Genomic DNA, 26539 nt, shown 5'->3' on the forward strand with positions numbered 1-26539 from the left:
TTACTTATTATAGTAGAATGCCTGGCGGGTCTGGGTAAAGCCCCTCCGCTTTTCTTTGTCCAGCTGCGGCGGTTAGTCCCTCGAGGTCATAAGCTATTCCGTCAAGAAGGTGAAAGAGCAACCTTCATGCCGGCTTAGCTTATGCTTGTCGCCTCTCATCAAAGCCCCTCCGCTTTTCTACGCCGCTTGTTGATCGCTTTCTTCCATTTTTAACATTTTCTTGTCGTACATTTTTAAGAATGGGAAGTAGATTGAGAACGAGATTCCGATGTTGATAAGAACCATGACGATCGCTCTCCAGTCACCACCTGTTGCCAGGTACGCTCCGATTGGTGCCGGAAGTGTCCAAGGCGGCATGATATAGGTTGGTGATACTAGCCCGATGCTTGTTGCCACGTATGATATCGTTGCTGTAATCAGTGGAACCGTGATGAAAGGAATGATCAAGATCGGGTTCAATACAATGGGAGCACCAAAAATGACAGGCTCATTGATATTGAAAAGACCCGGTACAAGACATGTCTTCCCTAATGCTTTTAAATATTTGGAACGGGAGAAGAAGACCATCGCAAGAACCAATCCAAGCGTCGCACCTGATCCACCGATCCAAATGAACCATTGATAGAACGTTTCGGGAGCGATATGTGGAATGGCGCCGCCGCTGGCAACAGCATCCGCATTGTTTACAAGGAATACTTCCCAAAGGGGACGTGCTACTGTTCCTACGACAGATACACCGTGAATCCCGAATGACCAGAAGAAATCGATCAGGAAGACCGGTACCAACACACCAAAAATGCTGTCCCCTGCCGTAACCAATGGAGCAACTGCCACACCGACTAAATGATGCAAATCAACTCCGGCTAAAACCGTTACGGAAGATACTAATAAAATGACAATTGCTACAGGTATAAGTGCTTCAAAGCTTCGTGAAACGGATGCCGGTACTTGCTCAGGCATTTTGATCGTGATGTTCTTCGTTTTACAGAATCTTAAGATTTCGACTGCAAGGATCGAGACGACCATGGCGACGAATAATCCGTGACCTCCAAGGTTGGTCATCGGAAGGACCCAGCCTTCTCCGTCCATGACTTTCGGTGTGATCGTCAATAATAGTGCGGCGACTGAAATCTGTGCACCGGATAACGGATCCAATTTATAGCTTTTCGAGAGATTATATCCGATCCCGAAGGCTATATAGAGCGACATGATGAACATGGTCAGCCGGTACGGAATCAGGATCTCAACGATGTTGTCAGCGGCCCACTGCTTGATGTCACCGAATACTCCGGCGTCCGGCAGTGGCGGGAACGCTAAAATCAGGAAGAATGAACCAACGATAATAAATGGCAGTGCTGAAATAACCCCATCCCGGATTGCTTGCAAATGCCTTTGTTCTGAGAGTCTGGCCATCGGACCTGACAGATTGTTCTCCAGAAAGTTCACAAACTTTTGCATGTTACTACCCCCTTGTTTCCTATTTAATTAGTTGGTTAATTCTTTTACTGTTTTCAGTAAAGTCGGACCACCAAGTGGTGTATAAGCCTGCGGAGGAATCGGCCCACAAGGAACATTCGCTTCATCGGCGGCTTTCTTCACTTGTTCAAAACGGTGTCTGATCTGAGGTGCTACCATACAGACATCCCACCCCTTTGAGATCTCTTCGGATACTTCCCCTGTTCCGATGGCGTGCACTTCCATCTCGATTCCCTCTTTTGTTCCCTCTTTCTTCAGGGCATTGACGACGATGGCACTGGACATACCTCCAGAACATACAAATAATACTTTCATCCCTAATCCTCCTCCTCTTTCATTCGTTGAACCACTTCATGCGTATGAATAATTTGCTCGTAAACGCCATGTCCTTTTTTCATGCATAATGCCACGAATAAAGCGTCGATCACGACGAGTTGAGCAATTCTTGCCGTCATGGTACCGATTCGGATATTGTGTTCCTCTTCGGAAATAGTCAATACAATATCGGCGAGCTTTCTTGCCGGTGATTTCCCGTGCTGGGTAAGGAGTACGATGGTTGCTCCTTTTTCCTGTGCGACATTCATCAGTTTCAAAATTTCTTTTGTCTGCCCTGAAGTCGATACGACGAACAAAACGTCTCTCTCTGTTAAGTTTGCTGCCATCATCATCTGGACATGGATGTCACTTGCCTGAAACGCCAGGTAGTTCAGCCTCAACAATTTTTGTGTGAAATCTTCTGCTACGACAGCGGAACCGCCGACTCCATACAGATAGACTCTTTCTGCCTCGTGAAACGCGTTCACTGCCCGATCCAGCTCATCGATGGAAAAAAGCTTCTCCGTATTCTTGATCGCTTGATACGTGTTGACCAATACTTTATTGAAGACCGTTTCAAGATTATCTTCAAAATGAAGAAGCGTATTGATGTCATGACTTTTCGTTTCTTCGATGTTCGTGCTTTTGGCAAGCTCGATTTTCAAGCCGCTGAAGCTATTGATCCCGATTCGTTTGCAGAACCGGATGATGGCTGCTTCACTGCTGCCACATGATTGTGAAAGTTGCTTCGTCGTCATTTCCATCACTTTCTCCGGAAACTCCAGCACGTATTGAGCAACTGCTATTTCAGATGGTGTGTAGCTTTCCATCTGACTTTTGATGTGCTTTAAAACCTGAAATTCTGTCATAGTCACCTCCAAAAAAATGATTGTCTTGAAAAGGCTTTCAGTTTAATATGATTATATGCGATAATGAAATTAAATTTCAATATTATTTTAAAATATTTAAATTTTTATTTTACTATTTTTGTAGAAAAAAGTTCTAAAAAGGGTTAGGGAGGAATAGACAATGGCAGAAGTTCGCAACGTAGAAATGGAGATTTTTGAAATTATATCGAATGGCGGAAATGCGAAGAGTACGGCTTATGAAGCCCTTGCAAAAGCACATGAAGGAAAGTTCGATGAAGCGGAAGAAATGGTGAAAACAGCCCATGAAGAACTGAATAAAGCACACAAGACACAAACTAGCCTGATCCAGGCAGAAATCAACGGGGAAGAATTTGAAAAATCTCTTCTCATGATCCATGCACAGGACCACTTGATGACCTCAATCAGTGAAATCTCATTAATAGAGCAGATGATCCCGATGTTGAAGAGAATCCAAACCCTTGAAAGCAAATCGAATTAAGGAGGCATCACGATGAGTAAAAAACTTGGCGTTTCAATCTACCCAAACCATTCTACCACAGAAAAAGATAAAGAATATTTGGCACTTGCTGCTTCTTATGGATTTAAGCGTGTATTTACCTGTTTATTATCCGTTGATGGGGACAAGGACGGGATCATCTCGAACTTCAAAGAAACGATTAAATTTGCCCGGGAGAAGAACATGGAAGTCATTGCTGACATCAGTCCACGTATCTTTAAAGAGCTCGATATCTCTTATGATGACCTGTCCTTCTTTGCTGATCTCGGTGCTAATGGTATCCGCCTTGACCTTGGGTATACAGGTCATGAAGAATCGATGATGTCTTACAACCCTTATGATTTGAAGATTGAACTGAATATGAGTAACGCTACGAAATACATCGACAATATCATGACATACCAACCCAATAAGGATCAGTTATTAGGTTGCCATAATTTCTATCCTCACCGATATTCCGGTTTATCTTATCCATTCTTTATTGAATGCAGCCAAAAATTTAAAGACTTTGGGATGAGAACTGCTGCATTTGTCTCTTCTTCTGATGCGACATTCGGTCCCTGGCCGGTCACGGAAGGCCTTCCTACATTAGAAATGCATCGTACCCTTCCAATCGATGTCCAGGCAAAACATCTTTTTGCCACCGGGTTGATTGATGACGTCATCATCAGCAACGCTTATGCATCTGAACGTGAAATGCAGCTCCTTAGCACACTGAACACTTCCAAGCTAACATTTACGGTCGAAACCTATGAAACGACCACCGATTTAGAAAAAACGATTATCTTTGAAGAACCTCACTTTTACCGGGGAGACGTATCGGATTATATGATCCGTTCCACTCAAAGCAGAGTCAAATATAGAGGACGAGAATTCGCTCCTCATAACACGAGAGAGATCAAACGCGGGGACATCATCATTGAAAATGATTTGTACGCCCAATATGCGGGAGAACTTCAGATCGCTCTTCAGGATATGGAGAATTCCGGGAAAACAAATGTAGTGGGACGGATCCGTGAAGAAGAAATCTTCCTATTGGATTATTTGAAGCCGTGGAGCAAATTTGCCTTTCAGTCAGGAAAGGTTTCTATAGATGGCTAGAGTGATAGGCATCGATGCAGGAGGTACGAAAGTTCAGGGACTTGTTCTTGATATGAAGAAGAATATCCTGTTCCAAAGCTTATCTGGCCACGGTAACCCGTCTGTTTCGTATGAGGAAGCGTTGAGAAATCTATCCTCTGTTGTTCAACAATGTCTGGATCAGACGGGCGTTTCCCATATAGTGATCGGGATGGCTGGAGGGGGATCGGGGGACCTCTCTCAAAGGATCAAATCGGAACTGGAACGCATGACTTCTTTACCCATCATTCTATTAAATGATGCCACTCTTGCTTACTTCAGTTTGATTGGAAATCGGAATGGTGTCATGACGATTGCGGGAACAGGATCGATTTGTTACGGAAGAAACGGAAATCGGGAAGGAACAACCGGTGGATGGGGGCACTTACTTGGGGATGAAGGAAGTGCCTATCACCTCGCCATCCAGGCAAGTAAACAGATTGTAGAGGAATTGGACTACGGCATTCCCCTCTCTCCCCTCTCCCGCAGCCTTCTGAACGAAATCAACGCAAGTGATGCCAAAGGATTAAAGGGGTTCATCTACGCTTCTACCAAAGGCGAAATTGCCCAGCTCGCGAAAGTGATCCATAAGGAAGCAGAAGCCCACGATAAAAGTGCGCTTCATTTATTAAAAACCGCCGGCGAACAGCTTGCCAGGCAAGCGATCGCCTTGATCGAGAAGTTACAGATTGAGTCTAAACCGGTCATTGCTTTAAAAGGCAGTGTCCTTGAGCAGAATCCGGTTGTGCAATCTATTTTTAAAGAAACGATCGAAAGACGTTTTAACGATACAACCTTTATCGTCGATTCCACATCCCCTGCGACAGGTGCGGTGGATGTGGTTGAAGCCATACAGGCAGGGAGGTATAGATGTGAGTAAGCGTTTAGCAGTAGGATTAATGTCCGGTACGTCTGTTGACGGAGTGGATGCAGCCCTTGTTTCCATTGAGGGAGCCGGTACGGATACGGTGGTGGAGCTGGTTCATTATTCAACCGCCCCCTTCCCTCAGCAGGTAAAAAAGAAAATATTTGATGTGATGAGTCCGACCGACTCCTCTACTCCCCTCCTATCAAGTCTTCACTTTGAATTAGGGGAGGTTTATGCAGATGCCGTGTTGAAGGTGTGTCAGGAAGCAACCATTTCAGTTGAAGACCTCAGCTTTATCGGCTCCCATGGCCAAACGGTCTATCATCAGCCGTTCAACACGGAGGATTCGGTGGCTTGCACCCTTCAAATCGGGGAACCGAGCGTGATTGCCTATAGGACCAATACACAGGTCGTGTCCAATTTCCGTTCCATGGATATGGCGGCAGGAGGTGAAGGTGCTCCCCTCGTCCCGTATACAGAGTTTCTCCTTTACCGACGAAAGGACGAAGGCAGACTACTCCAGAATATCGGAGGGATAGGGAATGTGACGGTCTTACCGGAAGATTGTTCTCTTGATGACGTGTTCGCGTTCGATACAGGCCCTGGAAATATGGTGATGGATGGACTTTGTGAGAAGCTATTCGGCTTGTCTTATGACGAAGATGGAACGATTGCAGCCAAAGGCACTATACATCCGGAAGCCGCAAGGGCATGGATGGAATGGGAAAAGGAATTTTTCAAAAAAGCACCGCCTAAATCCACAGGGCGGGAACTGTTTGGCGAGGTATTCGTGAACCGGATCCTTCAGGAATATGGCGATCTATCGAAAGAAGATCTGATAGCGACGGCCACCTACTTTACCGCTCTTTCGATTTCGGATGCGTATAAGACGTTCATCTTCCCAGAACACCCCATCAAAGAGGTGATCATCGGCGGCGGGGGAAGTTATAACGGGACACTTCTCCACATGATGCGGGAACTTCTCCCTGAAGTGACGATCATCACCCAGGAAGAAATCGGGTACTCCTCAGATGCCAAGGAAGCGATCGCCTTTGCCTTATTGGCCAACGAAACCCTGCATGGCAATTCGAGCAACGTCCCAGGAGCAACCGGCGCGAAAAAACCCGTCATCCTCGGATCCATCACCCCCTGCCCTATCAAAAAATAAACTATTATCTTGAGGGACGGACCTTGATCTTGAGTCGGGTACCGTCTCTCTAGTCTTTTTCGGAAAGAATTGAAAAACATGTAAAAAAAGGTGGAAATTAGAATGATCACTTCAGATATTAAAAAGAAGTTCATTGGAATCGTCGGCGAAGACAATTACCGTGATACTCCTGCTGAGAAGCTTGTGTATTCCTATGATGCAACACCCAATTACCAATCCATGCCCGATGCGGTCATCGTTCCGCGTTCCACAAACGAAGTAGCGGAAATCGTGAAAATCTGTCATGAGCACGGCATCCCCATTGTCCCGAGAGGATCCGGAACGAATCTTTGCGCGGGAACATGCCCTACTGAAGGTGGTCTTGTCCTTCTTTTCACCCATATGAACAACATACTCGAATTGGATGAAGAAAACTTAACGATCACCGTCCAGCCTGGTGTGGTGACCCTGGATCTGATTCACGCCGTTGAAGCCAAGGGACTATTCTATCCACCGGATCCGAGTTCTATGAAAATCTCCACGATCGGTGGGAATATCAATGAAAATTCAGGTGGACTGAGGGGATTGAAATATGGTGTTACACGTGATTATGTACTCGCCCTTGAAGCGGTCCTTCCCAATGGAGATATCATCCGTACCGGGGGAAAACTTGCGAAAGACGTAGCAGGATATGACTTGACCCGGCTGTTTGTCGGCTCAGAAGGAACACTTTGTGTCATCACCGAAGCAACATTAAAGCTCGTTCCCATGCCGGAAGCCAAACAGACGATGCTTGCCCTATATCAGGATATAGAAGCAGCGGCAAAAAGTGTGTCGAACATCATTTCCAATCGGATCATTCCGACGACCCTTGAGTTCTTAGATCAACCTACATTGGAAGTCGTTGAGGACTTTGCCAAGATCGGTCTGCCAACGGACGTAAAAGCCGTCCTCCTGATTGAACAGGATGGCCCTCCGGAAGTCGTCGCACGTGATATGAAACGGATGGAAGAAGTATGTTTGCAGAATGACGCGGTATCCGTCCAACTGGCAAAAACCGAAATCGAAGCGGATGCTCTTCGCACCGCCAGACGTTCTGCCCTATCGGCTCTTGCCCGCCTCAAACCGACAACGATTTTGGAAGATGCGACGGTCCCCCGCTCAGAAATTGCGAAGATGGTGAAAGCGATCAATGATATAGCAGAGCGACACGGGGTAAAGATCTGTACCTTTGGACATGCAGGGGACGGAAACCTTCACCCGACCGTTGCGACAGACACCAGGGACCGTGATGAAATGGAGCGGGTCGAAGCGGCCTTTGAAGAAATCTTCGCCCACGCTATTGAATTGGGCGGTACCATTACCGGAGAACACGGTGTCGGTATGATGAAAGCCCCTTACCTCGAATGGAAACTTGGTGCTGAAGGAATCAACGCCATGAAGATGATTAAACAATCTTTCGATCCGAACAATATTATGAATCCCAATAAGGTATTTGCCAAAGAATCAAGAAAACGTGTGGTGATTTCACGATGACAACAGTCCAGGAAAAGCAAAAGATACAACAAGAATTCAAGACCCGTATGAATGAAGATGAACTATTGAATTGCATGAGATGCGGGTTCTGTCTTCCCTCCTGCCCTACCTATATCGAATCGGGATTCAAGGAATCCCACTCCCCCCGTGGACGAATCGCCTTGATGAAGGCAGTCGTCGATGGGGTCATCGAACCTGATGAAGAAGTCGAGCGTACTCTCGATCTGTGTCTCGGTTGCAGGGCCTGTGAACCGGTATGTCCTTCTGGCGTCAATTACGGACATTTACTGGAGGAAGCGCGGGATATCATCAATCAAAATAAAAAACATTCCTTCCCAGTCCGGGTTGTTAGAAAGACCGTATTCGAAGGATTATTCCCTCATCCAGATAGAATGAGAATGGTCACGAACCTTCTCGGGATATACCAACGGTCCGGATTGCAAAAAGCCTTTTACACGACTGGCGTGATGAAGCTGTTCCCTGAAAGTATGGCAACCATGGAACGTGTACTCCCACAAGTACCAAGACTGAAAGAGATGAAGAATCGCCCAACTGCCCTTACGTCAATAGGGGCGGTTCGGAAAAACGTCGCTTTCTTCTCCGGTTGCTTGATGGATACAATGTTTCTGGAAACGAATAATGCCACAACCAAGTTGCTCCAGCTGGCAGGCTGTGACATCGTGATTCCAAAGGCGCAAACCTGCTGTGGGGCCTTGCATGGACACAGTGGTGAAAAGGATGCTGCAAAGGAATTGGCCAGGCGAAACATCGAGGCATTTGAAGAAGCCGAGATTGATTACATCATCACCAATGCCGGAGGATGCGGAGCCTTCCTCGTCGATTATGATCACTTACTGAAAGATGATCCAGAGTGGAAAGAACGTGCTGTCTCATTTAAAAATAAGATCAGGGACATCTCTTCGATTTTGGTTGAATTAGAGTTCCATAAAGCGGAATTGAATGTTTCACCTCAGCGAATCACGTACCAGGATTCCTGTCATCTTCGAAACGTGCAGAGAACATTCATGGAACCAAGACTCCTCCTTCAATCCGTGGAAGGAGCCGATTACGTTGAGATGAAACAGGCCGACCACTGCTGTGGATCTGCGGGCATCTACAATATCGTCGAATCCGACATGTCCATGAAGATCCTCGATCACAAAATGGATAACGTCGAAAACACCCGGGCCACCACCATCATCACATCAAACCCGGGCTGTCTCCTCCAAATGAAACTCGGCATCGAACGAGAAGGCCTGTCTGACACCATGCGGGCCATCCACATCGTCGACTTCCTATTGGAAGCAGTCGAATAAGAGGGACGGACCTCTCAAGCCATCCTTTTGCCTCTGGCAAAAGGATGGTTGGAGGTCCGTCCCTCCTTTATTGATTTCTTCTCTTAAAGAATAAAAAGTAGACGAGGAAAGACAGGACAATTCCATAGGTTGCAAGCAGTGAGAGTGCATTGGCGGCGCTGGTTGTGAGCCAGATGATGATAGTGGAGATGGCAACGAGCACGGCGCTTATTGAAATGAGTTTGTTCATGAGAAGCCTCCCTTTGGTAAGGATGGATTATATGGTTATTTACGTTTCAGATGGGGGAATGGTTTCTTTTTCTTTATTGGAGATTGAATTTTTTGTACCAGGTACAATTTCTGGCTTTTCTACCTGGTACACTCACTTTAGTTACAAGATCACCAAAAAAGACGAACCCTTATTAAAGGTCCGTCCCTCAACTACTCTTCTTATACACCGACCGCTTCTTTGGTGGTGATGTCGATGGCCTCTGTCATGATTTGAATCATTTTCTCAAGTTCCGCTTCGGTTGTGACAAGTGGCGGCATGAAGACGATGGTATCACCTATCGGACGGGTCAGCATGCCCAGCTCCCGCATTTTGATCGTCGTCCAATAGCCGATTCTGTCTTCCCATGGAAATGGGGTTTTCGATATTTTGTCTTGAACGAGTTCGATTCCGCAGATCATCCCAAGCTGCCTGATACTGCTAACATGGGAATGTTCGTTCAATGGTGCCAATAAAGAGTGGATGATTTCTGTTTTGTCCTGTACCTTCCCTATCAGACCATCTCTTTCATAGATTTCGAGATTCGCCAATGCCGCAGCACAACCAAGTTGATTTCCTGTATACGAATGCCCGTGGAAGAAAGTCTTCAGTGATGTGTAATCATCATAGAACGCTTCGTAGATTTCTTCTGTTGTGAGGGTGGCGGCGATGGGAAGATATCCCCCTGTGATCCCTTTCGCCACTGTCATGATGTCGGGCTGCACATGTTCATGCTCGACAGCAAACATTTTCCCGGTACGCCCGAAGCCGGTCGCTACTTCATCCACTATAAGAAGAATCTCATATTTGCGGCAAAGTTGTTCAACCCCCTTAAAGTAGCCCGCGGGCATAATATTCATGCCTCCTGCTCCCTGTATCAACGATTCCACTGTCATACCGGCAATTTCATGATGATGTTTTTGAAAGATCGCCTCCAAATCAAGAAGTGCCCGCTCCCTAATCTCACCTTCATCCGTTAAATCGGGGTGATTAACCACATCGGGGAAAGGAGCTACAAGAGAATCAAACATAAGTGTTTTGTAAACACGATGAAAAATATCTACTTTCCCCACACTGATTGCACCTACTGTATCACCGTGGTACGCATTTTGAAGCGTGATAAACTTCTGCTTTTCAGGTCTGCCTTTATTTTGCCAATATTGATAAGCCATTTTAATGGCGATTTCAACCGAAGTAGCGCCACTGTCTGAATAAAACACTCTCTTTAATCTTTCCGGCGAAAGTGATACCAGCTTTTCTGCCAATAATATGGAGGGTACATTCGTTGCACCGAGCAAGGTGGAATGAGAAATTTTATCGAGCTGATCCTTGATGGCCTGATTGATTTCCTCATTGCGATGGCCGTGTACATTGAGCCAAAGAGACGAATAACCGTCAAGATATTCACGCCCGTAGATGTCCCGTAAATATACACCCTCCCCGCTTTCAATCACTAATGGGTTCTCATCGTAATCCTTCATTTGCGTAAATGGCAGCCACATATACTGACTGCTTTTATCGATTAACTGTTGCTGATTCACTTTGAACAACCTCCCTCAACACTTCCATTTTCCAATTTCCGAATAGGTCTTGCATATTTACTTCATTTAAAGCTTCTTGTGTTATGTAAGGCAGGGAGCCGATTACAGGTACTTCAGTCAACTTTTCTATCATCCGTTTATTATCCCGTTCGATTTCCTCCATCTCATTTGGAGAAGTTTGATTCAGGACAATCCCTGCAATTCGAATTTTTCTCTGTTTCAACGCCATCACGGACAGAACCGTATGATTGATGGTACCGAGGCCCGCACGTGCAACCAGAATGACTGGCAGGGACACTCTATCAATCAAATCCAAAATGGTTTCCTCTTCGTTCAAAGGAACGATCAAGCCTCCCGCCCCTTCTATAAGAAGGAGTTCATGGGCGTTTCGTAACTTCTTCACCTGCTCTACAATCGGCTCAAGCTCGATCGACACACCGTCGATTGATGCGGCCAGATGAGGAGAGCTTGGTGTTTCCAATACGTATGTATTTGCATCACTCCCAAAAGTGCGTTTCGTAACCTTTTCATAGAATTCCGTATCAGGTGCAACCAATCTATCATTCTTCCTTATCGCCCCACTTTGCACAGGCTTATAGGGAAATACATCGATGCCTTCATCCAGGAAATACTTTGCCAATAGCCCGGTGGTTAACGTCTTACCGATCTCTGTATCGGTTCCGGTGATAAAAAAACCTTTCAATTTTTCTCCTCCTTTTATGTTAACCATATTTACAAATAGGTTAACATTTAAGATAATATCAATCATACCACAGTTTTTAGGAGGAGAAAATGCAAATGGGAAAAACCAGGGAATTAGTCTTATGCGGCCTTTTTGCCGCCTTAATGGCAGTGGGAGCGAATGTATCCCCATTTTTAATGATCGGTGGGGTTCCAGTGACCCTTCAGCTCATGTTTGCCATCATCGCCGGAGGGATGCTCGGAAGCAGGGTCGGAGCGAAAGCGATGCTTTTGTATGTAGCACTTGGATTGATCGGGGCCCCGGTCTTTGCCCAGTTTAAAGGGGGTCCTGCAAGCATCCTCAGTCCTACCTTTGGATTTGTTTTATCTTTTATAGCGGTTGCGTTCATCGTGGGTTTGATCTTGACAAAGGTCCGTTCATTTTCAGGCTACGTTATCGCAGGGGTATCTGCCTTATTGTTCAATTACATAATCGGTACGAACTTCATGTATCTGGCACTTACTTTCTGGGTAGATGCACCGAATGGATTCAGCTACGGTGTTGCCTGGGGTTGGATGGTGACGTATCTCCCGCTGGATATCATCGTCACCGTTGTTTCCATGGTGGCTGTTCATAGATTGTCTAAACTGGCACCGGTCAGGAAGGTTCTTGTTGCGTTTCATAAGTAGATTGATAGAGTGGATGGTTCAAAATAGTTCAGCTGCTGATTTCTCCTGGATATTCAGCAGCTAAATGTTTTAGATAAATTAGCTGCTGACTTTTCTTTATTTTTCAGCAGGTGAATTATCCTCTCTGATTCAGCTGCTTTCTTTCCCCAAATATTCAACAGCTCAACATGAACATAACCATAACAACAAAAAAACACCAGACACCACAAAAGGCATCTGATGTTTCCTACACTTATTGACTGGCAACCTCATAAATCTTCAAATTCCCGTAAATCAACCGCAAATCAGGAACCTTCACATCATGACTTTCTGCAGTCCTCAACAAATAACCGTATAAATGATCGGCCTCAACTGAAAGATTTTTCTCCATATCACGCTGGAGAGAAGACTTCATGCTGTAACCCATTCCCTTGATTTTGTCGAAGAGGGCTTCTTCGATATTCTCAGAAAGGGGAGCATCCAATTTCCTCATGACCGTTGCTGCCTGAGAAAGGACCGCCTTGATCTTATCCGCTCCCTCATCCATCTCCCTGATTGGACCAATCGGTGCACGATAAAGGGATGTGACACCTGACAAGGTCGTGATGAAGAGATATTTATGCCACATTTCCTGAGTGATGGTGTCGGATAATCGGAAGTGCGCTTTCGTTCCTGAGAAGGCTTGTTCTAGCTTCGTGATTCTTTCTGTCCGCTCCCCGTTCCTTTCCCCGAACACCAGGTCATGGATCGGACTGGTCTGAAGGACCTTCCCAGTACCATCAAGAGTCGATTCAACGAAGCACAACCCGCCTATCACTTTTTCTTCCCCGAAGGCTTCGATCAGGTCGTCCACGTGAGACATCCCATTCAACAACGGGAGGATCATCGTGTCTTCGCCAACATAAGGCAATAGACTTTCAATCGCCCCTTTCAGATGATAGGCCTTGGTAGACAAGATGACGGCATCAAATGGTTCTGATTTCTCACCTGTTTTAATGGTTTTCGGCTGACTGTGAAAATCACCGTGGACGCTTTCGATTTGCAATCCATGTTCTCTCAGCTGATGTTCCCTTCTTTCCCGGACAAGAAATGTGACGTCCTCACCCTTCTCGATCAATCTGCCTCCGAAATAACCACCGACGGCACCTGCACCGACAATCAATATTCTCATTTTCATCCGCCTCCCTCTCTATTTCATTCTTCCACTTCATTCTCCGACATGAAAGCGGATAAATCAAAAATCCTGATTAATACATCAACCCGTACACCAGAAATCGCTCATATTCATTGCTCTCATACTCCCCCGTTAAAGAAACCTCTTTTCGCAGCTGGAATAACGGGTGATCATTTAAGTAATGAACATAGTCATCTGAGCTGTAATACAAAAGGATTTCAATGTCACGTGGAAAGGATTCGACTGAAAAGAGAATGTTATTGATGACTTTCATAAAGACTTGTACAGAAAAAGGGTTAAAAAAGTAGAAACGATTATCGTTTGGATGGATATCATATTCTTCTGCCAGACAATGGTGGAATGTTATCGCACCCGTTCTGACTTTCACTTTTTTCCGATAAGCATCGAGATTTTTCATGCTGTCTTCGTAGAATTCATCGTTCATTTCCACCCCGACCACCGACGAATCGAAGAGATGATGGATGAAGAAGTTCAGTCTTCCTTTGCCACAACCGAAATCCACCACCCGGTCACTGCTTTTCAGCTCATAATGTTGAAACAATTCCTGGAGTGCCTCGTAGGGAGTCGGTTCGTAACGATGATAATGAAAGGATCTATGAAATCCTATTTGCCGGTCTCCGGTTTTTATATTCAATAATGTATCATAGTCATAATCTTTCATTTTGCTCTCCTTATGGAACCCGCCGTATATTCTTCCATCGTACCACGATTTCCCACTTCTTTCAGACAAAAAAAAGCAAACCCCTTAAAAGGATTTGCTTTCTTCTTTCTTACACCCAGCCCAGTGCCCTGACAATGGTGGCTACAAGGAATGTAACACCGATGGCAATCGCTGTGGGGATCGCAAAGGACATGAACGTCCATTTCTTGCTTTTCGTTTCTTTATAAATATTCACAAGGGTCGTGCCGCAAGGGAAATGGAGCAGTGAAAAGAGCATCATATTGAGTGCCGTTAACCAAGTCCATCCATGACTGACGAAAACCGCTTTTAATTCTGTCAGATCATCAAGCTCAAGCATCGCTCCCTGGGAAAGATAGGCCATGATCAGAATCGGCACGACAATTTCGTTGGCAGGAAGTCCGATGATGAAGGCTGCCATGATGAACCCATCCATGCCGAGAGCCTGCCCGAATGGATCAAGGAAATTGACGAAATGCATAAGAATGCTCGTGTCACCGATATTGATATTGGCAATGATCCACGTGATGATTGAAGCTGGCGCTGCCACGATCACAGCTCTTTTTAACACATACCATGATTTATCAAGACTGGAACGTAACACGGTATTCCAGATTTTTGGGCGACGGTATGGCGGCAACTCAAGTGTGTAATGAGTCGGAACCCCTTTAAGGGCTGTTTTGGATAACACCCACGATACAGCAATGGTCACGGTAATCCCGATCAACACCATGGTCATGACCATTCCTGCCGTCACAAGGGAAGCCATTCCCCCTGCATATCCTGCTGCCATGAATAAAGAAGCGAGCAGGATCAGTGTCGGCCAGCGTCCATTACAAGGAACAAAGTTATTCGTCAGGATGGCAAGCATACGTTCTCTAGGGGATTCAATGATTCTGGTCGACATGATGGCAGCAGCGTTACATCCGAAGCCCATTGCCATCGTCAAGGATTGCTTTCCATGTCCCCCTGCCTTCTTAAAGAGGCGATCCATGTTAAAGGCAACCCGTGGTAAATATCCGTAGTTCTCAAGCAGTGCAAACGCCGGAAAGAAGATCGCCATAGGCGGAAGCATGACGCTGATGACCCACCCTGTACCCCTGAAGAAACCGAGTACCAGCACACCATGGAGCCATGCAGGTGCATTCATGGCATTAAAGAGCAGGGTCAGTTGTCCCTCCATCCAGGCAAATCCTTCTGCAAGCATACCTGATGGGACGTTTGCCCCGGCGATGGTCAGATAGAAGACCGCACCAAGCATGGCAAGCATGATCGGAAATCCCCAAATCGGAGAAGTCAGCACTTTATCTAGCTTTTCTGAATGAATTCGATCTTTATTTTTGTACTTCACGACTTCCTGGCAGATCCCTCTGCTTGTCGAATAAATGTTTTCGACGATTTCATCCCGAAGGTTGTCACTCGACATCCCCTTGGCATGATTGAATAAATACGCGAGGCCCTGATCTCCTTCATGTGGTTGCATTGATTGAGACATTCGTCATTCCTCCTCCCTTACGTTCCCTCCGGAAGTAACCATTTAACGAGTTTAGTATACTTTCATCACCATCTAATAAACGCAAGGAAATCCATCGAATCGGAAACTCATCCCCAATCATTTGCCGTACTTTGGGTGAGAGTTCTTCAATTTTTGCTTCGATATCCTCTGAATAGGTCATGCGATACGGAGTGGTCGGTACATTTCCTTGCGCCATTTCATGGACGGTATCCAATAACTCTTTGATGCCCGTTTTATTTCTTGCCGATATCTTCACGACAGGTACACCAAGTTTTTCACTGAGCGCCACACTATTTACTTCAATTCCTTTTTTCTTTGCTTCGTCCATTAAGTTAAGGGCCACGATCACCCGGTCCGTCATTTCCATCACTTGTAGTGCGAGGTTCATATTTCTTTCCAAGGACGTTGCATCGAGGACCACAAGCGTCACATCGGGTTTATCGAAAATAATATAATCGCGGGCGACCTCTTCGTCCGCCGAATTGGAATAAAGAGAGTACGTTCCTGGCAGATCAACAATGGTAAAATCCGATCCGTTGTGCTTGAACTCACCTTCAGCGTGAATGACGGTTTTTCCCGGCCAGTTTCCGGTGTGCTGACGTAAGCCGGTCAACAGATTGAATAACGTACTTTTTCCTGTATTCGGATTTCCCGCAAGAGCGATTCTGTATGAATCCATTGTTACACACCTCCCAGTTTCTCTACATATATCCGTGAACTTTCTTCTTTCCGCAGTGCAATCGTCGTGTCACTGACCCGAAAGGCCATAGGGTCACCGAGTGGACTTCTTTGGACGACGGCCACTTCAGATCCCTTCACAAACCCTAAATCCAACAGTCTTCTCCTCATTGTGCCTTCTAATGATAATGATGTTATAAGAACGCGGTCCCCTGGCTTACATTCAGAAAGAGGCATCGTTTTGACTTCGGACATGTTTCATTCCTCCGGTAAATTATATTGTCTATATATTAAAAAGTTTCCCTTGTGCAAATTATATGTTCATCTTATTCCCTTCACCCCTAAAATGTCAAACAAAGTTTCATATTTTTGTAGATTTTTTATATGGACGTCCATTAAGAAAAAAAAAAGAAGCATCTGCCAGACAGATACTCCTTTTTGAATCAGACATATGGAACTCACGCATCAACCAAGATATCCTAATAAATCTAGCTCTCCCTCTTCCCAACCTTTCTCACCAACCGCTTTAACCATGAGTTCATTGATGACTTCATGTCCAATCCCGTAAGTCGTTTGATCCTTATCATTTATCTTTAACCACTTGCATCGATTCTGTACCCTTTGGAACCCGTTTCGTACATATAAATCTGGGTCATCAGCGAATAACACAATATAGCCAATGTCCCGATTATGACAGAATTCTTCGATTTTTTTTAGTAATTGAGATCCGATTCCCCGGGAACGCATATTGGATGAAACACATACATCAATGAGACTCAACACATTTATACGCTCTCCATTCAAATTCATCACCCGATAATCACATGCGATTTGTCCAACCAAACGATCCTCTATGTATGCCAGAAACCTTAAATGAGGCTTCTGTTTGAAGTATATCCTGTCTTCAGGATAGTCCTCCCGGAAACACTCACATAATAACTGTTGCAAGTGATCGTGAATGTCTCCTTTTAGATCAAATTCCGAAATTTTTCTTATTTCAACAGTATTCAATATCTCTTCCCCCTATATATAATCAACATGCTTGCTCTATACGGGCTTGTACTTTGCAAAGGTAGTCCTCCCGTTGAACCATTCCGTTCATCTCCTTTTACTTCTTTATCATATTTACGGATTGGATCAACCAATTGTTTCACCATACCCCAAAGAAGAGTTCTCCCAATCACAACACATGATTAACAATCCAGACTTGTGGTAAGTTAAACATGTTGGAATTAATGGATAAGGAGTGAATAGTATATGTCAAATAAAGATCAAATCAAACAAGACATTTTAGATGCTTACCATTTCAGACATGCAACCAAGGAATTCGACCCGAATAAAAAGGTGTCCGAAGACGATTTCAGGTTCATTATGGAAACGGGTCGACTGTCTCCGAGTTCATTCGGGTTCGAACCGTGGAGGTTCCTGGTCATTCAAAATTCTGAACTTAGAGAGAAGATTAAAAACACCGCTTGGGGAGCATACGGTAAACTGCCTGAGGCAAGTCATTTCGTCATAATCCTGGCAAGAACCAAGCAGGAGACCAAGTACGACTCAGACTACTTGCAGGACCATTTTAAAAATAAAAAGAAGATGCCTGAAGATCATTTGGCAAAGTACTTAGAGCGGATTGAACAGTTCCAGAAAGTTGATTTCGATCTGCTTGAAGGAGATCGCCCTCTATACGACTGGGCCGGAAAGCAGACGTATATTGCCCTTGGAAATATGATGACCGCCGCTGCCCAGATCGGGGTTGATTCCTGTCCGATCGAAGGATTCGATATTGAGAAAATGAATAAGCTCTTGGAAGAGGAAGGCTTGCTTGAAGACGGTAGCTTCAGTATTTCCGTCATGGTGGCTTTCGGTTACAGGGTCAAGGATCCAGCGCCGAAATCCCGTCGTCCATTTGAAGATATCGTAAAGTTTGTCTAATATGAAAATGACCCCGGTTCACATCACCGCGGGTCATTTTTTCATTTCAGTCTATTGTTTGAACCAATCCGCTCCCTCATCCATGTGAACAAAGGGAATGTCTGTATCCACTGCACCCGAGATTTTATCCATCCCGGTATCCTTCCCATTCAGCCACTCTGCAAAATCAAACTCAACCGGCTCCCTGTCCCCTCCAAGGGCGAACCAGGCTTTCATTTCTTTCGGAAAATAAGCCGATGTATGAATCGTCCCTGCCCAGCTTCCGTAAAGATCCGAGAATACCCCCTTATCCGTGTCATTCATTAATCGGAAGGCACTATAAGCGTCTTTATCACCCGTTTCCTTGATGACTCCCAATCTTCGCTTAGAATCGACCAGGTGATTTCGGTTCTCTTCGGTCATCACTTCAAAATGATTCGTGCATGCATTGGACTGCCTTACCTCCACACCACGCGGTGAGGTCTCGACGATAAACGTTTCCCCACTCCTGTCATAGACGACATAGCTGAATGAGTGCCGATGAGGGATTTCCTTCAACATGTCAACGGCTTCGATAACATCTTTACAGGATTCAAGAATCAATCGTCCGATCATGCAACAGATGAAACCATCACCGGGATTCTTCCGGTGCATGAAGTTATACCCCAACGCAAGGCCTTTTTCGTTCATGCCGTCCATCCTGCCAGTCACGCGCTGACTTGGACCGATGATCGCGTATCCTGTATCACTCGGTTGATAAAATGTATAGCGTCCCTCGTAGGTTTTGGGGTGGTAATCATAATTTCTGATTAAATAATCCTTTCCTGTGACAATGGAACATCCGGATTTTACATAATCTACACGGTAACCGCCAAATTCCTTTAGAACCCGCTCCATCGGCCATTCGAGGGATTCCTGCAGCCCATGTAGTTCATCCCAAATCCCTGAGGCAAATCGTTTGATCGCAGTTTCCGTTTCTTTGACGTTGATCGAAAAGCGCGGCTTTCGCACCTTCCACTGATTCTCACGATTTCTAACCGTGATGGAATCCTTTATCCGCTCACCCTGCATATAGCCAAAGTCATAATGAGAGCCTCGAAATTGAATCACGTCGCTATGTATTGTTTTCATGACTAAAACCTCTTTTTCATCAGATTCTATTCTACAAGGATAATAGAATGGATCTGAAAAAGAAAGAAAACACCATTCTCTTATACACGCTTATCAACCGGAAGAAAAACAATCATTACAAAGCATATGACGAACGCCATCCCCGTTACCAATTCCGCCATAAAATAACCGATGGCGCTCATGAACTCGTCCTCTCCTGGATATCTGGGGACATACGTCACCCATTTATAAAGAATAAACAAGAACAGGAACAAATAAAAACTGCTTCCCACCATCCCCACTTTCAGTCGCTCACCTTTTCCCCAATCCCTAGAATATACAATCGATTGCCAAGCGAGGACACTCGAAGCCGTTGCTGCCGCCATGACCACAAGGTGAATGAATGGAATCATCATAAAGGTCATACCGTACAATATTAACGCTGTTGCACTAAATAAAAATAGATTCAACCCAAATAATAAAACTCCCATTAACCAGGGATTTCGAAACCGTTCATGCTTACTTAAGGATACAATCCATTTAAAGGAGTACGGTTTTTCACGAGATCTTCTCATGAAAAAGAACAGACCGATAAGCCCTAACACTACTATCAATGTCATCTGACTTTCCCCTCCTACCCTTTGTTGTTATATACGATCGTTACGATAAACCCAACGTATATTTTACCATATTTTTCTTGGTTTTAGTGCCTAATCATCGATGAAACAGGTACGTATCCCCTTCTTTCGTTCAGCATCGAGAAAACTAAAAAGAACGGCCTCATCGACCGTTCCTCCCATCGTTATTTTTTCTTTAAGATAATTTCATCAATAATCCCATATTCCTTAGCTTCATAGGCACTCATGAAATAATCACGATCTGTATCAAAGGCCACCTTTTCTACGGTTTGCCCCGTTTTCTCAGCGATGATTTCATTGATATGCTCCCTTAATTTCAGGATGCGCTTTGCAGAGATTTCAAGATCTGTCGCCTGACCACGTGCGCCCCCCAAAGGCTGATGAATCATGATTTCACTGTTCGGAAGGGCAAATCGCTTCCCTTTAGTACCTGCCAGAAGAAGCATCGCACCGAATGATGCCGCCATTCCCGTGCAGATCGTCCGCACATCAGGGCTGATATACTCCATCGTATCAAAAATGGCGAATCCTGCTGAAGTCGAGCCCCCGGGACTGTTGATATATAAAGAGATATCCTTTTCTGGATCATCCGCCGCAAGAAATAACAGTTGAGCCACAATACTATTGGCCATATGATCATTCACTTCATCACTCACCATGATGATCCGGTCCTTTAATAACCGTGAGTAAATATCGTAGGAGCGTTCTCCTTTACCGGATTGTTCAATCACATAAGGTATTGCATTCATGAATGTTTCCTCCCTCATTCGTTATGCTGCCATTGAGAGGACAGTTGAAGACGAAGGAGATGCCTGTGCCATCATGTGGACAGTACCAGTTGCAATCAGCGTCGGAATGTAGGCAAGCAGGAGACTTGGATCCTGGGCTTTCAAGCAGCGATACAAAATGGCGTTCAGCTCTTTTTGAAGAGCATCCTCACCGTATGATTCACTTTCGCTCCATTCATCGTCACCAGAGATCTTTTTCAATTTGGATCTGGAACGGTTCAGCAACGCTTTTACAGCGGTTTCCGTCAGGTTCAGTAAATCGGCCACTTCAGAAATCTTGTACTGAAAGGCTTCCTTTAATACGAAGGAAATCAGCTGTTTCGGAGTCAGTTGATCGGACAGCATGTCAATTGTATCGGGGCTGACCCACTCTTTTGAAAAGTGTTCTAAAGCATATTCCGGAACTGAACCGATCCATTCCCTGCTCTCTTTCCGCCCTTTATCGATCCAAAGATGGTACGCCATTTTCTTTAGTAGCGCAGGACTCCAATCTTGATAGTCAGGGTATCGGATGAGTGCTTTATATACAGACTCCTGGGCAAGATCTTCCCCGTTCCATTTATCCTTCGTCAGAAAATAGCAGTATCGTACCAGTTTTGGTACCATTTCCTCTATCGCCTCATCTACCCGGTTGTACACCGACCTCATTTGCATTGTCTTCACTCCTTTGCATCCTCTCATGGCTATAACGGATAAGTATGGAAAAAAGATATGGGTAAGAGCATATTTTACTCTTATTATATCCAAGGAGAGGAGTATTCGTCATAAATTGGTTTCCTTTCGGTCACTTGTGCTAAAGTGAAATCATAAAAATCGTTTATAGAAATGAGGTGCCCTTATGATATCAATTCTTGTGGTTGATGATGATCCACATCTGCGAAAGCTCGTCCGGGTGTATTTGGAGCAAAATGGATACATGGTGACAGAGGCAGCAGACGGGGAAGCGGCTTCTGCTACTCTCCTCCATCAAGCCGTCGATTTGGCCATTGTCGACCTGATGATGCCGAATAAAGATGGATTTCAGCTGGCAGAGGAAATAAGGTCCGACTATGATATCCCGATCATTATGTTGACGGCCAGGGGCAGTATCACGGATAAGGCCAAAGGATTCCAGGCAGGGACCGATGATTATATGGTGAAACCATTCGAAAAGGAAGAGCTCCTCTTCCGGGTCCAGGCCATCTTGAGACGTTACGACCGGGCCGGTTCCCAAACTGTCCGCATCGGAGACATGACGCTTGATAAGCGATCTTATGAGGTGAAAACCGGTAACAGAACCGTGATCCTCCCCCTCAAGGAATTTGAACTCTTGTATTATCTAGCCAGCTTCCCGAATCGCACCTTTACACGGGATGAGCTCATCCAGCATGTATGGGGAATGGACTTTGAAGGGGATGACCGGACCATCGACGTCCATATCAAAAGACTACGTGGACGGTTCCAGGATTCTTCCCACTCCTTTGCCATCATGACCGTGCGGGGAGTCGGCTATAAATTGGAGGTATCTAAATGAAGAGCCTCTATATCCGGATCGTGATGGTGACGCTCTTTATCATGATGGTAAGCAGCTTGATTGCCTTTATTGGCTCCAACCTTTATTACCAGAAGATCTTAAAGCCTTCCAATGATAAGAAAAACACTGAAATCGCCCATGACGTAGTGGACTTATTTGAAGCTGCCTCCATGGATGAATCCACGTTTTTTGAAAAGACGGCAAAACTCAGTTATCAATTTTACATAACGGACGGAAAGGGAGACGGAACATTTTACGGAGCCGATTTTCGGAATCAGACACTGTCGCAGGGCGTGATAAAGGATGTACTGAATGGCCATACATACCACGGCATGGCTGAATATCCCTCCACCACGTTTGTGACCGGCTTTTTCTCAAATGAATTGTCCAACTCGATCGGTGTCCCGATTGAAATCGACGGGAAATCGCATGCCTTGTTCATGAGACCGGACATCAAGCAGCAGTTCAACGAGATCCACATCCTCCTGGCTGTCCTGCTCTTCCTGACGATTGCCCTCAGCATGCTGATTGTCTTCTTCAGTACAAGGTATCTGGTGAAACCGATCGGGGAGCTCACCTCTGCTACGAAGAAGATCGCCGGTGGGAATTATTCGATACAGCTGAAGGAAAATCGGCAGGATGAGATCGGGACTCTTGCCAAATCATTTATGTCTATGAGCCGACAGCTCATGCAGGTTGAACAAATGCGGCAGGAATTTGTTTCGAATGTGTCCCATGAAATTCAGACACCCCTTTCATCCATGAAAGGGTATGCGAATCTGCTGCGCTCCCCTACACTTTCGACGGAAGAGCTGGATGCCTACACAAAGGTGATCGAATCTGAAAGCACCCGGTTGTCAAAGGTAAGCAAACAGCTTTTGACCCTTGCCTCTCTTGATAAAGACCAGGGAGTCATCAAGCATGAATCTGTTAACTTGACCGAGATGCTGCAAACTCTCATTAGCCAGACAAGGTGGCTGTGGGAAGAAAAGGACCTTGCCCTCTCACTGGAGGCGGATGAGGTAATCTGTTCAGGAAACGAAGACCTGCTTTACCAGGCCTTCGAAAACCTTTTATCCAACAGCATTAAATATACTCCCCCTGAAGGTGAAATCAGTCTTTTCCTTCATAAAGACCAAAGAGGCATCACGTTTAGGATCGAGGATACCGGTATCGGCATCCCTCCGGAACATATCGGGAAGGTCTTTGATCGTTTTTACAAAGTGGACGAGTCACGCAGTCATGAACGAAACAGCAGCGGACTCGGTCTCTCCATCGTCAAGAAAATCATTTTGCTCCATCAAGGAAACATTCATGTAGAGAGCATTCCAGACGAAGGGACTGCCTTTACGGTGACTCTGCCTTAACCCTATGTTCATCTTCCGTTCATACTTCCCTTTTATGATGAAGGGGAAGTAATGAAAGGGAAGGTGATTTTTTTGTTTCTTGCATGGAAAGAAATTCGCTATGCCAAAATGAAGTTCTTATTAATTACAGGCATCATCACATTGATTACCAGCCTAGTGTTATCGATATCCGGATTGGCTAATGGTTTGTCCGTTGATAACGCCTCTGCCATAAAAAACATGACGGCCAAAACGTACATCGTAGAAGAAAGCGATCAACATCAGCTTGAACGATCAATGATGACCCCTGACGAAGTCGACGCTGTAAAAGGCGGTTCTCCATTAGGATTGAGAATGGTGGAAATGATGCATGACGGGGAAGCCGTGAATATCAGCCTCTTTTCATTAGACAAGGAGAGTCCGTTCATGCCTGCGGGAGAAGAAAATGTAGAACTAGCTCCTTATGAGATATTGGCAGACCCAAGCTTAAAGGGTGAAGGATATAAAACCGGAGATTCTCTTACCTTTCAAGATAAAAAATGGGTCATCCGGGGATTCACTGAAAAACGATTCAGCTATGGTCATACTCCGGCCATGTTCACATCGATGGAAACATGGAAAGATTTTTTGAAAGATGATCTTACGTACCAGGCACTCCTCTTAACGGACAATGAGGAAGTGGATCTTCCTCCCAATCTGGATGCAGCATCAAAGGAGGACATCCTTTCCAACGTACCCGGTTATTCTGCGGAACAGGGGTCATTAAAGATGATGGTAATCTTCCTCCTTATCATTTCCGCGATTGTCCTGGCAACGTTCTTCTATGTCATGACGCTGCAAAAGCTTCATCAATACGGAGTACTAAAAGCGATTGGAGCCAAAGCAGGCATGCTCCTGCGCGCCCTTTTCATCCAGATTTCCATTCTTTCGATATTCGGGATTCTGACCGGAAATACCCTTACGTATGGATTGACACAACTGATTCCAGGAGATGTCCCGTTTGAATTATCTTCAGGTATGATCCTGTTAAACAGCAGTTTGATTTTGGTCATGGCATGGATCGGTTCACTTCTGTCCTTTAGAAGCATTATGAAGGTCGATCCATTAGAAGCAATCGGAGGGGTGAAATAAAATGACATCCATTTTAGAACTAAACGGGGTTACAAAGACATACAAGCAGGGACATGAACAACTTACGGTGCTCGATCATCTCTCCATGAGGGTTGACAGCGGGGAATTTGGTGCGATACTCGGGCCGTCCGGTTCTGGTAAGAGCACCCTCCTCTCCATCGTCGGGGCCTTGACCAGACCTTCTAGTGGTGAAGTGATCATCAACGGGTGTAACGTCCACGCCATGAATGGAAAAGAACAAACGTCCCTGCGTCTGAAAGAAATCGGCTTCATCTTTCAGCAGTCCAATCTTGTTCCATTCTTAACGGTTGAAGAACAATTATTGCTTGTTGGAAAGCTCACCAAACAGAAAGATGGCCTTCAGGAACGGGCAGTGGAATTATTGACTCATTTAGGACTTGAAGAACGTCTCTCCCATTACCCGGAGCAGCTCTCAGGCGGGGAACAGCAGCGGGTCGCCATCGCACGGGCCCTCATGAATGAACCGAAGCTGATCCTTGCCGATGAACCTACCGCAAGCCTCGACAGAGAACGCGGAAAATCAGTGGTGGACTTATTGGTAAAAGAAACGAAAGAGAGAAATATCGCTACCATTATGGTCACACATGACGAGACGATGATCGGGAAATGTGACTGGGTTTATCGTATGGGATAAGAAAGAAAGTGCCTGGAAATCGTCAGGCACTTTCTTCATTTTGCTTCAATAGTTCTTTCAACCTTTCGGGATCATCCACTCTCAAAGCCACTTTAGACACCTCTTCTTTTCTACCCATGAACAACGTCGCTTCGACAGGCTCTTTCAAGAACAGGATCACTTGAGGATGTATGTCTTCAAAGTCTTTCTGCATAAAGACCATAGTGCCTTTATTTGGTTTTTTCTCTCCCCATTCCATCCGCTCGATGTTTGACAGGGGCAGTATCAGTCGCTGCCTTAATCCTTGTGCGACACGCAGCTCACCATTTTTCACTTCAACAGGATGCAAACGTGTAATCTGGATTTCTGCCAGTACGAGAAGAATGCTGTACACATTTAGAATGAGCAGAATGAATGACAGGATCGGAAGTTTGGTATGCAGCCACCAGTGAAGACCGATTGTTTCGATGGCTACGGCATGGATGAGCATGATATTCATGGCGATGGCACTGGTCTTATGATGCATCGTAACCACCCCGCCATGAATAGGAGATTTCTTCCGCCAGCTGAAGAAGGCGTAATACACCATCAGAATCTCAGATGCCACGAATCGGATAAGAGGAAGTCTGCTTACCTTCCTTTCCACTGCAGGAAGGAATGAAAAGATTGGACCTGTTTGGGATGACCTCATTTCGGCCCGGATGACCGGGATTCTCTTGAGAAGAAGGAAGATCAGGCCCAGTTCCGCCAGAAAGAACAAGGCTTCGAAGCTTATCCCGGAATACAGGAGGATCGTATAGGGAGCGAAGAATTCTTCTGGGATGAGGACTCTTGCCATCACCAATCCAACTACGATTAATCCGGCGGCCTGCTTTTTTGACACTTTAAAAGCGGCATAAGCAAGTGCCGGTGAAATGATGACCAGATCGACTAAAGATCCAATTACGGCACCTCGATCAAGTTCTATGACCAGGAATTGCTGCACGATTGGTTGATAAAGCATGACATTGCTGAAGAGGACGAGTGTTAACAGGGCAAGTGCCCATAGTGACCATTTCGAGTTTCGGAGAACCATGTTCACACCTCCAATTTACATCTA

29 protein-coding genes are annotated in these 26539 nt (G+C 45.3%); 12 read left to right on the forward strand and 17 right to left on the reverse strand.

What is annotated here, in order from left to right; translation table 11 throughout:
• Positions 1-177: 177 nt before the first annotated feature.
• The 3 genes from KYJ26_RS09815 to KYJ26_RS09825 are packed head-to-tail and all read right to left on the reverse strand — an operon-like array spanning position 178 to position 2660.
• Positions 178-1458, reverse strand: a complete 1281-nt coding sequence (locus KYJ26_RS09815) for a PTS sugar transporter subunit IIC (RefSeq protein WP_219167095.1) — start codon at positions 1456-1458, stop codon at positions 178-180.
• A gap of 27 nt (positions 1459-1485) precedes the next feature.
• Positions 1486-1791 (reverse strand): PTS sugar transporter subunit IIB, encoded by a 306-nt coding sequence (locus tag KYJ26_RS09820; protein ID WP_219167096.1) that lies wholly within the window; start codon positions 1789-1791, stop codon positions 1486-1488.
• 2 nt (positions 1792-1793) lie between these two features.
• On the reverse strand, positions 1794-2660 hold the full coding sequence (locus KYJ26_RS09825) for a MurR/RpiR family transcriptional regulator (protein WP_219167097.1): 867 nt from the start codon (positions 2658-2660) through the stop codon (positions 1794-1796).
• 160 nt (positions 2661-2820) lie between these two features.
• Here KYJ26_RS09825 and KYJ26_RS09830 point away from each other — a divergent pair, with 160 nt between their 5' ends.
• From KYJ26_RS09830 to KYJ26_RS09855, 6 genes are all read left to right on the forward strand, one after another.
• Positions 2821-3159, forward strand: a complete 339-nt coding sequence (locus KYJ26_RS09830; protein WP_219167098.1) for a PTS lactose/cellobiose transporter subunit IIA — start codon at positions 2821-2823, stop codon at positions 3157-3159.
• A gap of 12 nt (positions 3160-3171) precedes the next feature.
• Positions 3172-4278 (forward strand): DUF871 domain-containing protein, encoded by a 1107-nt coding sequence (locus KYJ26_RS09835; RefSeq protein ID WP_219167099.1) that lies wholly within the window; start codon positions 3172-3174, stop codon positions 4276-4278.
• A complete protein-coding gene (locus KYJ26_RS09840) occupies positions 4271-5176 on the forward strand; it encodes a BadF/BadG/BcrA/BcrD ATPase family protein (protein WP_219167100.1) in 906 nt (301 codons plus the stop codon). The genes KYJ26_RS09835 and KYJ26_RS09840 overlap by 8 nt, the downstream gene beginning before the upstream one ends.
• Positions 5169-6332, forward strand: a complete 1164-nt coding sequence (gene anmK / locus KYJ26_RS09845; RefSeq protein ID WP_308807555.1) for an anhydro-N-acetylmuramic acid kinase AnmK — start codon at positions 5169-5171, stop codon at positions 6330-6332. Before KYJ26_RS09840 ends, anmK begins: the two co-directional genes overlap by 8 nt.
• A 102-nt stretch (positions 6333-6434) precedes the next feature.
• A complete protein-coding gene (glcD, locus tag KYJ26_RS09850; protein WP_219167102.1) occupies positions 6435-7847 on the forward strand; it encodes a glycolate oxidase subunit GlcD in 1413 nt (470 codons plus the stop codon).
• Positions 7844-9163, forward strand: coding sequence for a (Fe-S)-binding protein (locus tag KYJ26_RS09855; RefSeq protein WP_219167103.1), 1320 nt, complete (start codon positions 7844-7846; stop codon positions 9161-9163). The genes glcD and KYJ26_RS09855 overlap by 4 nt, the downstream gene beginning before the upstream one ends.
• Positions 9164-9230: 67 nt before the next feature.
• Here KYJ26_RS09855 and KYJ26_RS09860 read toward each other — a convergent pair whose 3' ends face one another.
• The 3 genes from KYJ26_RS09860 to bioD all read right to left on the reverse strand — a co-directional run bounded on the left by KYJ26_RS09860 (position 9231) and on the right by bioD (position 11654).
• Positions 9231-9392: a hypothetical protein gene (locus KYJ26_RS09860; protein ID WP_219167104.1), complete on the reverse strand. Its 162-nt coding sequence runs from the start codon at positions 9390-9392 to the stop codon at positions 9231-9233.
• 200 nt (positions 9393-9592) lie between these two features.
• On the reverse strand, positions 9593-10912 hold the full coding sequence (bioA, locus tag KYJ26_RS09865) for an adenosylmethionine--8-amino-7-oxononanoate transaminase (RefSeq protein ID WP_219167810.1): 1320 nt from the start codon (positions 10910-10912) through the stop codon (positions 9593-9595).
• A 13-nt stretch (positions 10913-10925) separates the two neighbouring features.
• Positions 10926-11654 (reverse strand): dethiobiotin synthase, encoded by a 729-nt coding sequence (gene bioD, locus KYJ26_RS09870; RefSeq protein ID WP_219167105.1) that lies wholly within the window; start codon positions 11652-11654, stop codon positions 10926-10928.
• Between the two features lie 89 nt (positions 11655-11743).
• Between bioD and KYJ26_RS09875 the strand changes: the two genes are divergently transcribed.
• Complete coding sequence (locus KYJ26_RS09875; RefSeq protein ID WP_219167106.1) at positions 11744-12322, forward strand: biotin transporter BioY; 579 nt, start codon at positions 11744-11746, stop codon at positions 12320-12322.
• Positions 12323-12554: 232 nt separating this feature from the next.
• On the opposite strand, the gene KYJ26_RS09880 is transcribed toward KYJ26_RS09875, so the two are convergent.
• The 6 genes from KYJ26_RS09880 to KYJ26_RS09905 form a co-directional block, all read right to left on the reverse strand.
• The gene (locus KYJ26_RS09880) at positions 12555-13472 is read right to left on the reverse strand and encodes a ketopantoate reductase family protein (protein WP_219167107.1); all 918 of its coding nucleotides are present in this window, start codon (positions 13470-13472) and stop codon (positions 12555-12557) included.
• A gap of 76 nt (positions 13473-13548) precedes the next feature.
• Positions 13549-14157 carry a methyltransferase gene (locus KYJ26_RS09885; RefSeq protein WP_219167812.1) on the reverse strand — a complete coding sequence of 203 codons (609 nt, stop codon included), beginning with the start codon at positions 14155-14157 and terminating at the stop codon, positions 13549-13551.
• 109 nt (positions 14158-14266) lie between these two features.
• The gene (locus KYJ26_RS09890; protein WP_219167814.1) at positions 14267-15658 is read right to left on the reverse strand and encodes a nucleoside recognition domain-containing protein; all 1392 of its coding nucleotides are present in this window, start codon (positions 15656-15658) and stop codon (positions 14267-14269) included.
• Entirely contained in the window at positions 15645-16370 is a 726-nt protein-coding gene (locus KYJ26_RS09895; protein ID WP_219167108.1) for a FeoB small GTPase domain-containing protein, read from the reverse strand. Before KYJ26_RS09895 ends, KYJ26_RS09890 begins: the two co-directional genes overlap by 14 nt.
• Positions 16371-16372: 2 nt before the next feature.
• Positions 16373-16624, reverse strand: coding sequence for a FeoA family protein (locus KYJ26_RS09900; protein ID WP_219167109.1), 252 nt, complete (start codon positions 16622-16624; stop codon positions 16373-16375).
• Positions 16625-16834: 210 nt separating this feature from the next.
• Positions 16835-17380: a GNAT family N-acetyltransferase gene (locus KYJ26_RS09905; protein WP_219167110.1), complete on the reverse strand. Its 546-nt coding sequence runs from the start codon at positions 17378-17380 to the stop codon at positions 16835-16837.
• 246 nt (positions 17381-17626) lie between these two features.
• On the opposite strand from KYJ26_RS09905, the gene KYJ26_RS09910 reads away from it, so the two are divergent.
• On the forward strand, positions 17627-18301 hold the full coding sequence (locus KYJ26_RS09910; protein ID WP_219167111.1) for an NAD(P)H-dependent oxidoreductase: 675 nt from the start codon (positions 17627-17629) through the stop codon (positions 18299-18301).
• Positions 18302-18352: 51 nt separating this feature from the next.
• Here the strand turns inward: KYJ26_RS09910 and KYJ26_RS09915 are convergent, their stop codons facing one another.
• The 4 genes from KYJ26_RS09915 to KYJ26_RS09930 form a co-directional block, all read right to left on the reverse strand.
• The gene (locus KYJ26_RS09915; protein ID WP_219167112.1) at positions 18353-19411 is read right to left on the reverse strand and encodes a C45 family peptidase; all 1059 of its coding nucleotides are present in this window, start codon (positions 19409-19411) and stop codon (positions 18353-18355) included.
• A gap of 80 nt (positions 19412-19491) precedes the next feature.
• Positions 19492-20010: a hypothetical protein gene (locus KYJ26_RS09920; protein ID WP_219167113.1), complete on the reverse strand. Its 519-nt coding sequence runs from the start codon at positions 20008-20010 to the stop codon at positions 19492-19494.
• A gap of 182 nt (positions 20011-20192) precedes the next feature.
• Positions 20193-20777 carry an ATP-dependent Clp endopeptidase proteolytic subunit ClpP gene (gene clpP, locus KYJ26_RS09925; protein ID WP_219167114.1) on the reverse strand — a complete coding sequence of 195 codons (585 nt, stop codon included), beginning with the start codon at positions 20775-20777 and terminating at the stop codon, positions 20193-20195.
• Positions 20778-20798: 21 nt separating this feature from the next.
• Complete coding sequence (locus KYJ26_RS09930) at positions 20799-21470, reverse strand: sigma factor-like helix-turn-helix DNA-binding protein (RefSeq protein WP_219167115.1); 672 nt, start codon at positions 21468-21470, stop codon at positions 20799-20801.
• A 184-nt stretch (positions 21471-21654) separates the two neighbouring features.
• Between KYJ26_RS09930 and KYJ26_RS09935 the strand changes: the two genes are divergently transcribed.
• From KYJ26_RS09935 to KYJ26_RS09950, 4 genes are all read left to right on the forward strand, one after another.
• Positions 21655-22329: a response regulator transcription factor gene (locus KYJ26_RS09935; RefSeq protein ID WP_219167116.1), complete on the forward strand. Its 675-nt coding sequence runs from the start codon at positions 21655-21657 to the stop codon at positions 22327-22329.
• Positions 22326-23696, forward strand: a complete 1371-nt coding sequence (locus tag KYJ26_RS09940) for an ATP-binding protein (protein ID WP_219167117.1) — start codon at positions 22326-22328, stop codon at positions 23694-23696. The genes KYJ26_RS09935 and KYJ26_RS09940 overlap by 4 nt, the downstream gene beginning before the upstream one ends.
• Before the next feature lie 72 nt (positions 23697-23768).
• The gene (locus tag KYJ26_RS09945) at positions 23769-24806 is read left to right on the forward strand and encodes an ABC transporter permease (RefSeq protein WP_219167118.1); all 1038 of its coding nucleotides are present in this window, start codon (positions 23769-23771) and stop codon (positions 24804-24806) included.
• A gap of 1 nt (position 24807) precedes the next feature.
• Positions 24808-25461 carry an ABC transporter ATP-binding protein gene (locus KYJ26_RS09950; protein WP_219167119.1) on the forward strand — a complete coding sequence of 218 codons (654 nt, stop codon included), beginning with the start codon at positions 24808-24810 and terminating at the stop codon, positions 25459-25461.
• Between the two features lie 22 nt (positions 25462-25483).
• Here KYJ26_RS09950 and KYJ26_RS09955 read toward each other — a convergent pair whose 3' ends face one another.
• Positions 25484-26515 carry a beta-carotene 15,15'-monooxygenase gene (locus KYJ26_RS09955; protein WP_219167120.1) on the reverse strand — a complete coding sequence of 344 codons (1032 nt, stop codon included), beginning with the start codon at positions 26513-26515 and terminating at the stop codon, positions 25484-25486.
• Positions 26516-26539 lie beyond the last annotated feature (24 nt).

The sequence above is a fragment of the Rossellomorea orangium genome (genome assembly GCF_019334305.1).
Lineage (GTDB): Bacteria > Bacillota > Bacilli > Bacillales > Bacillaceae_B > Rossellomorea.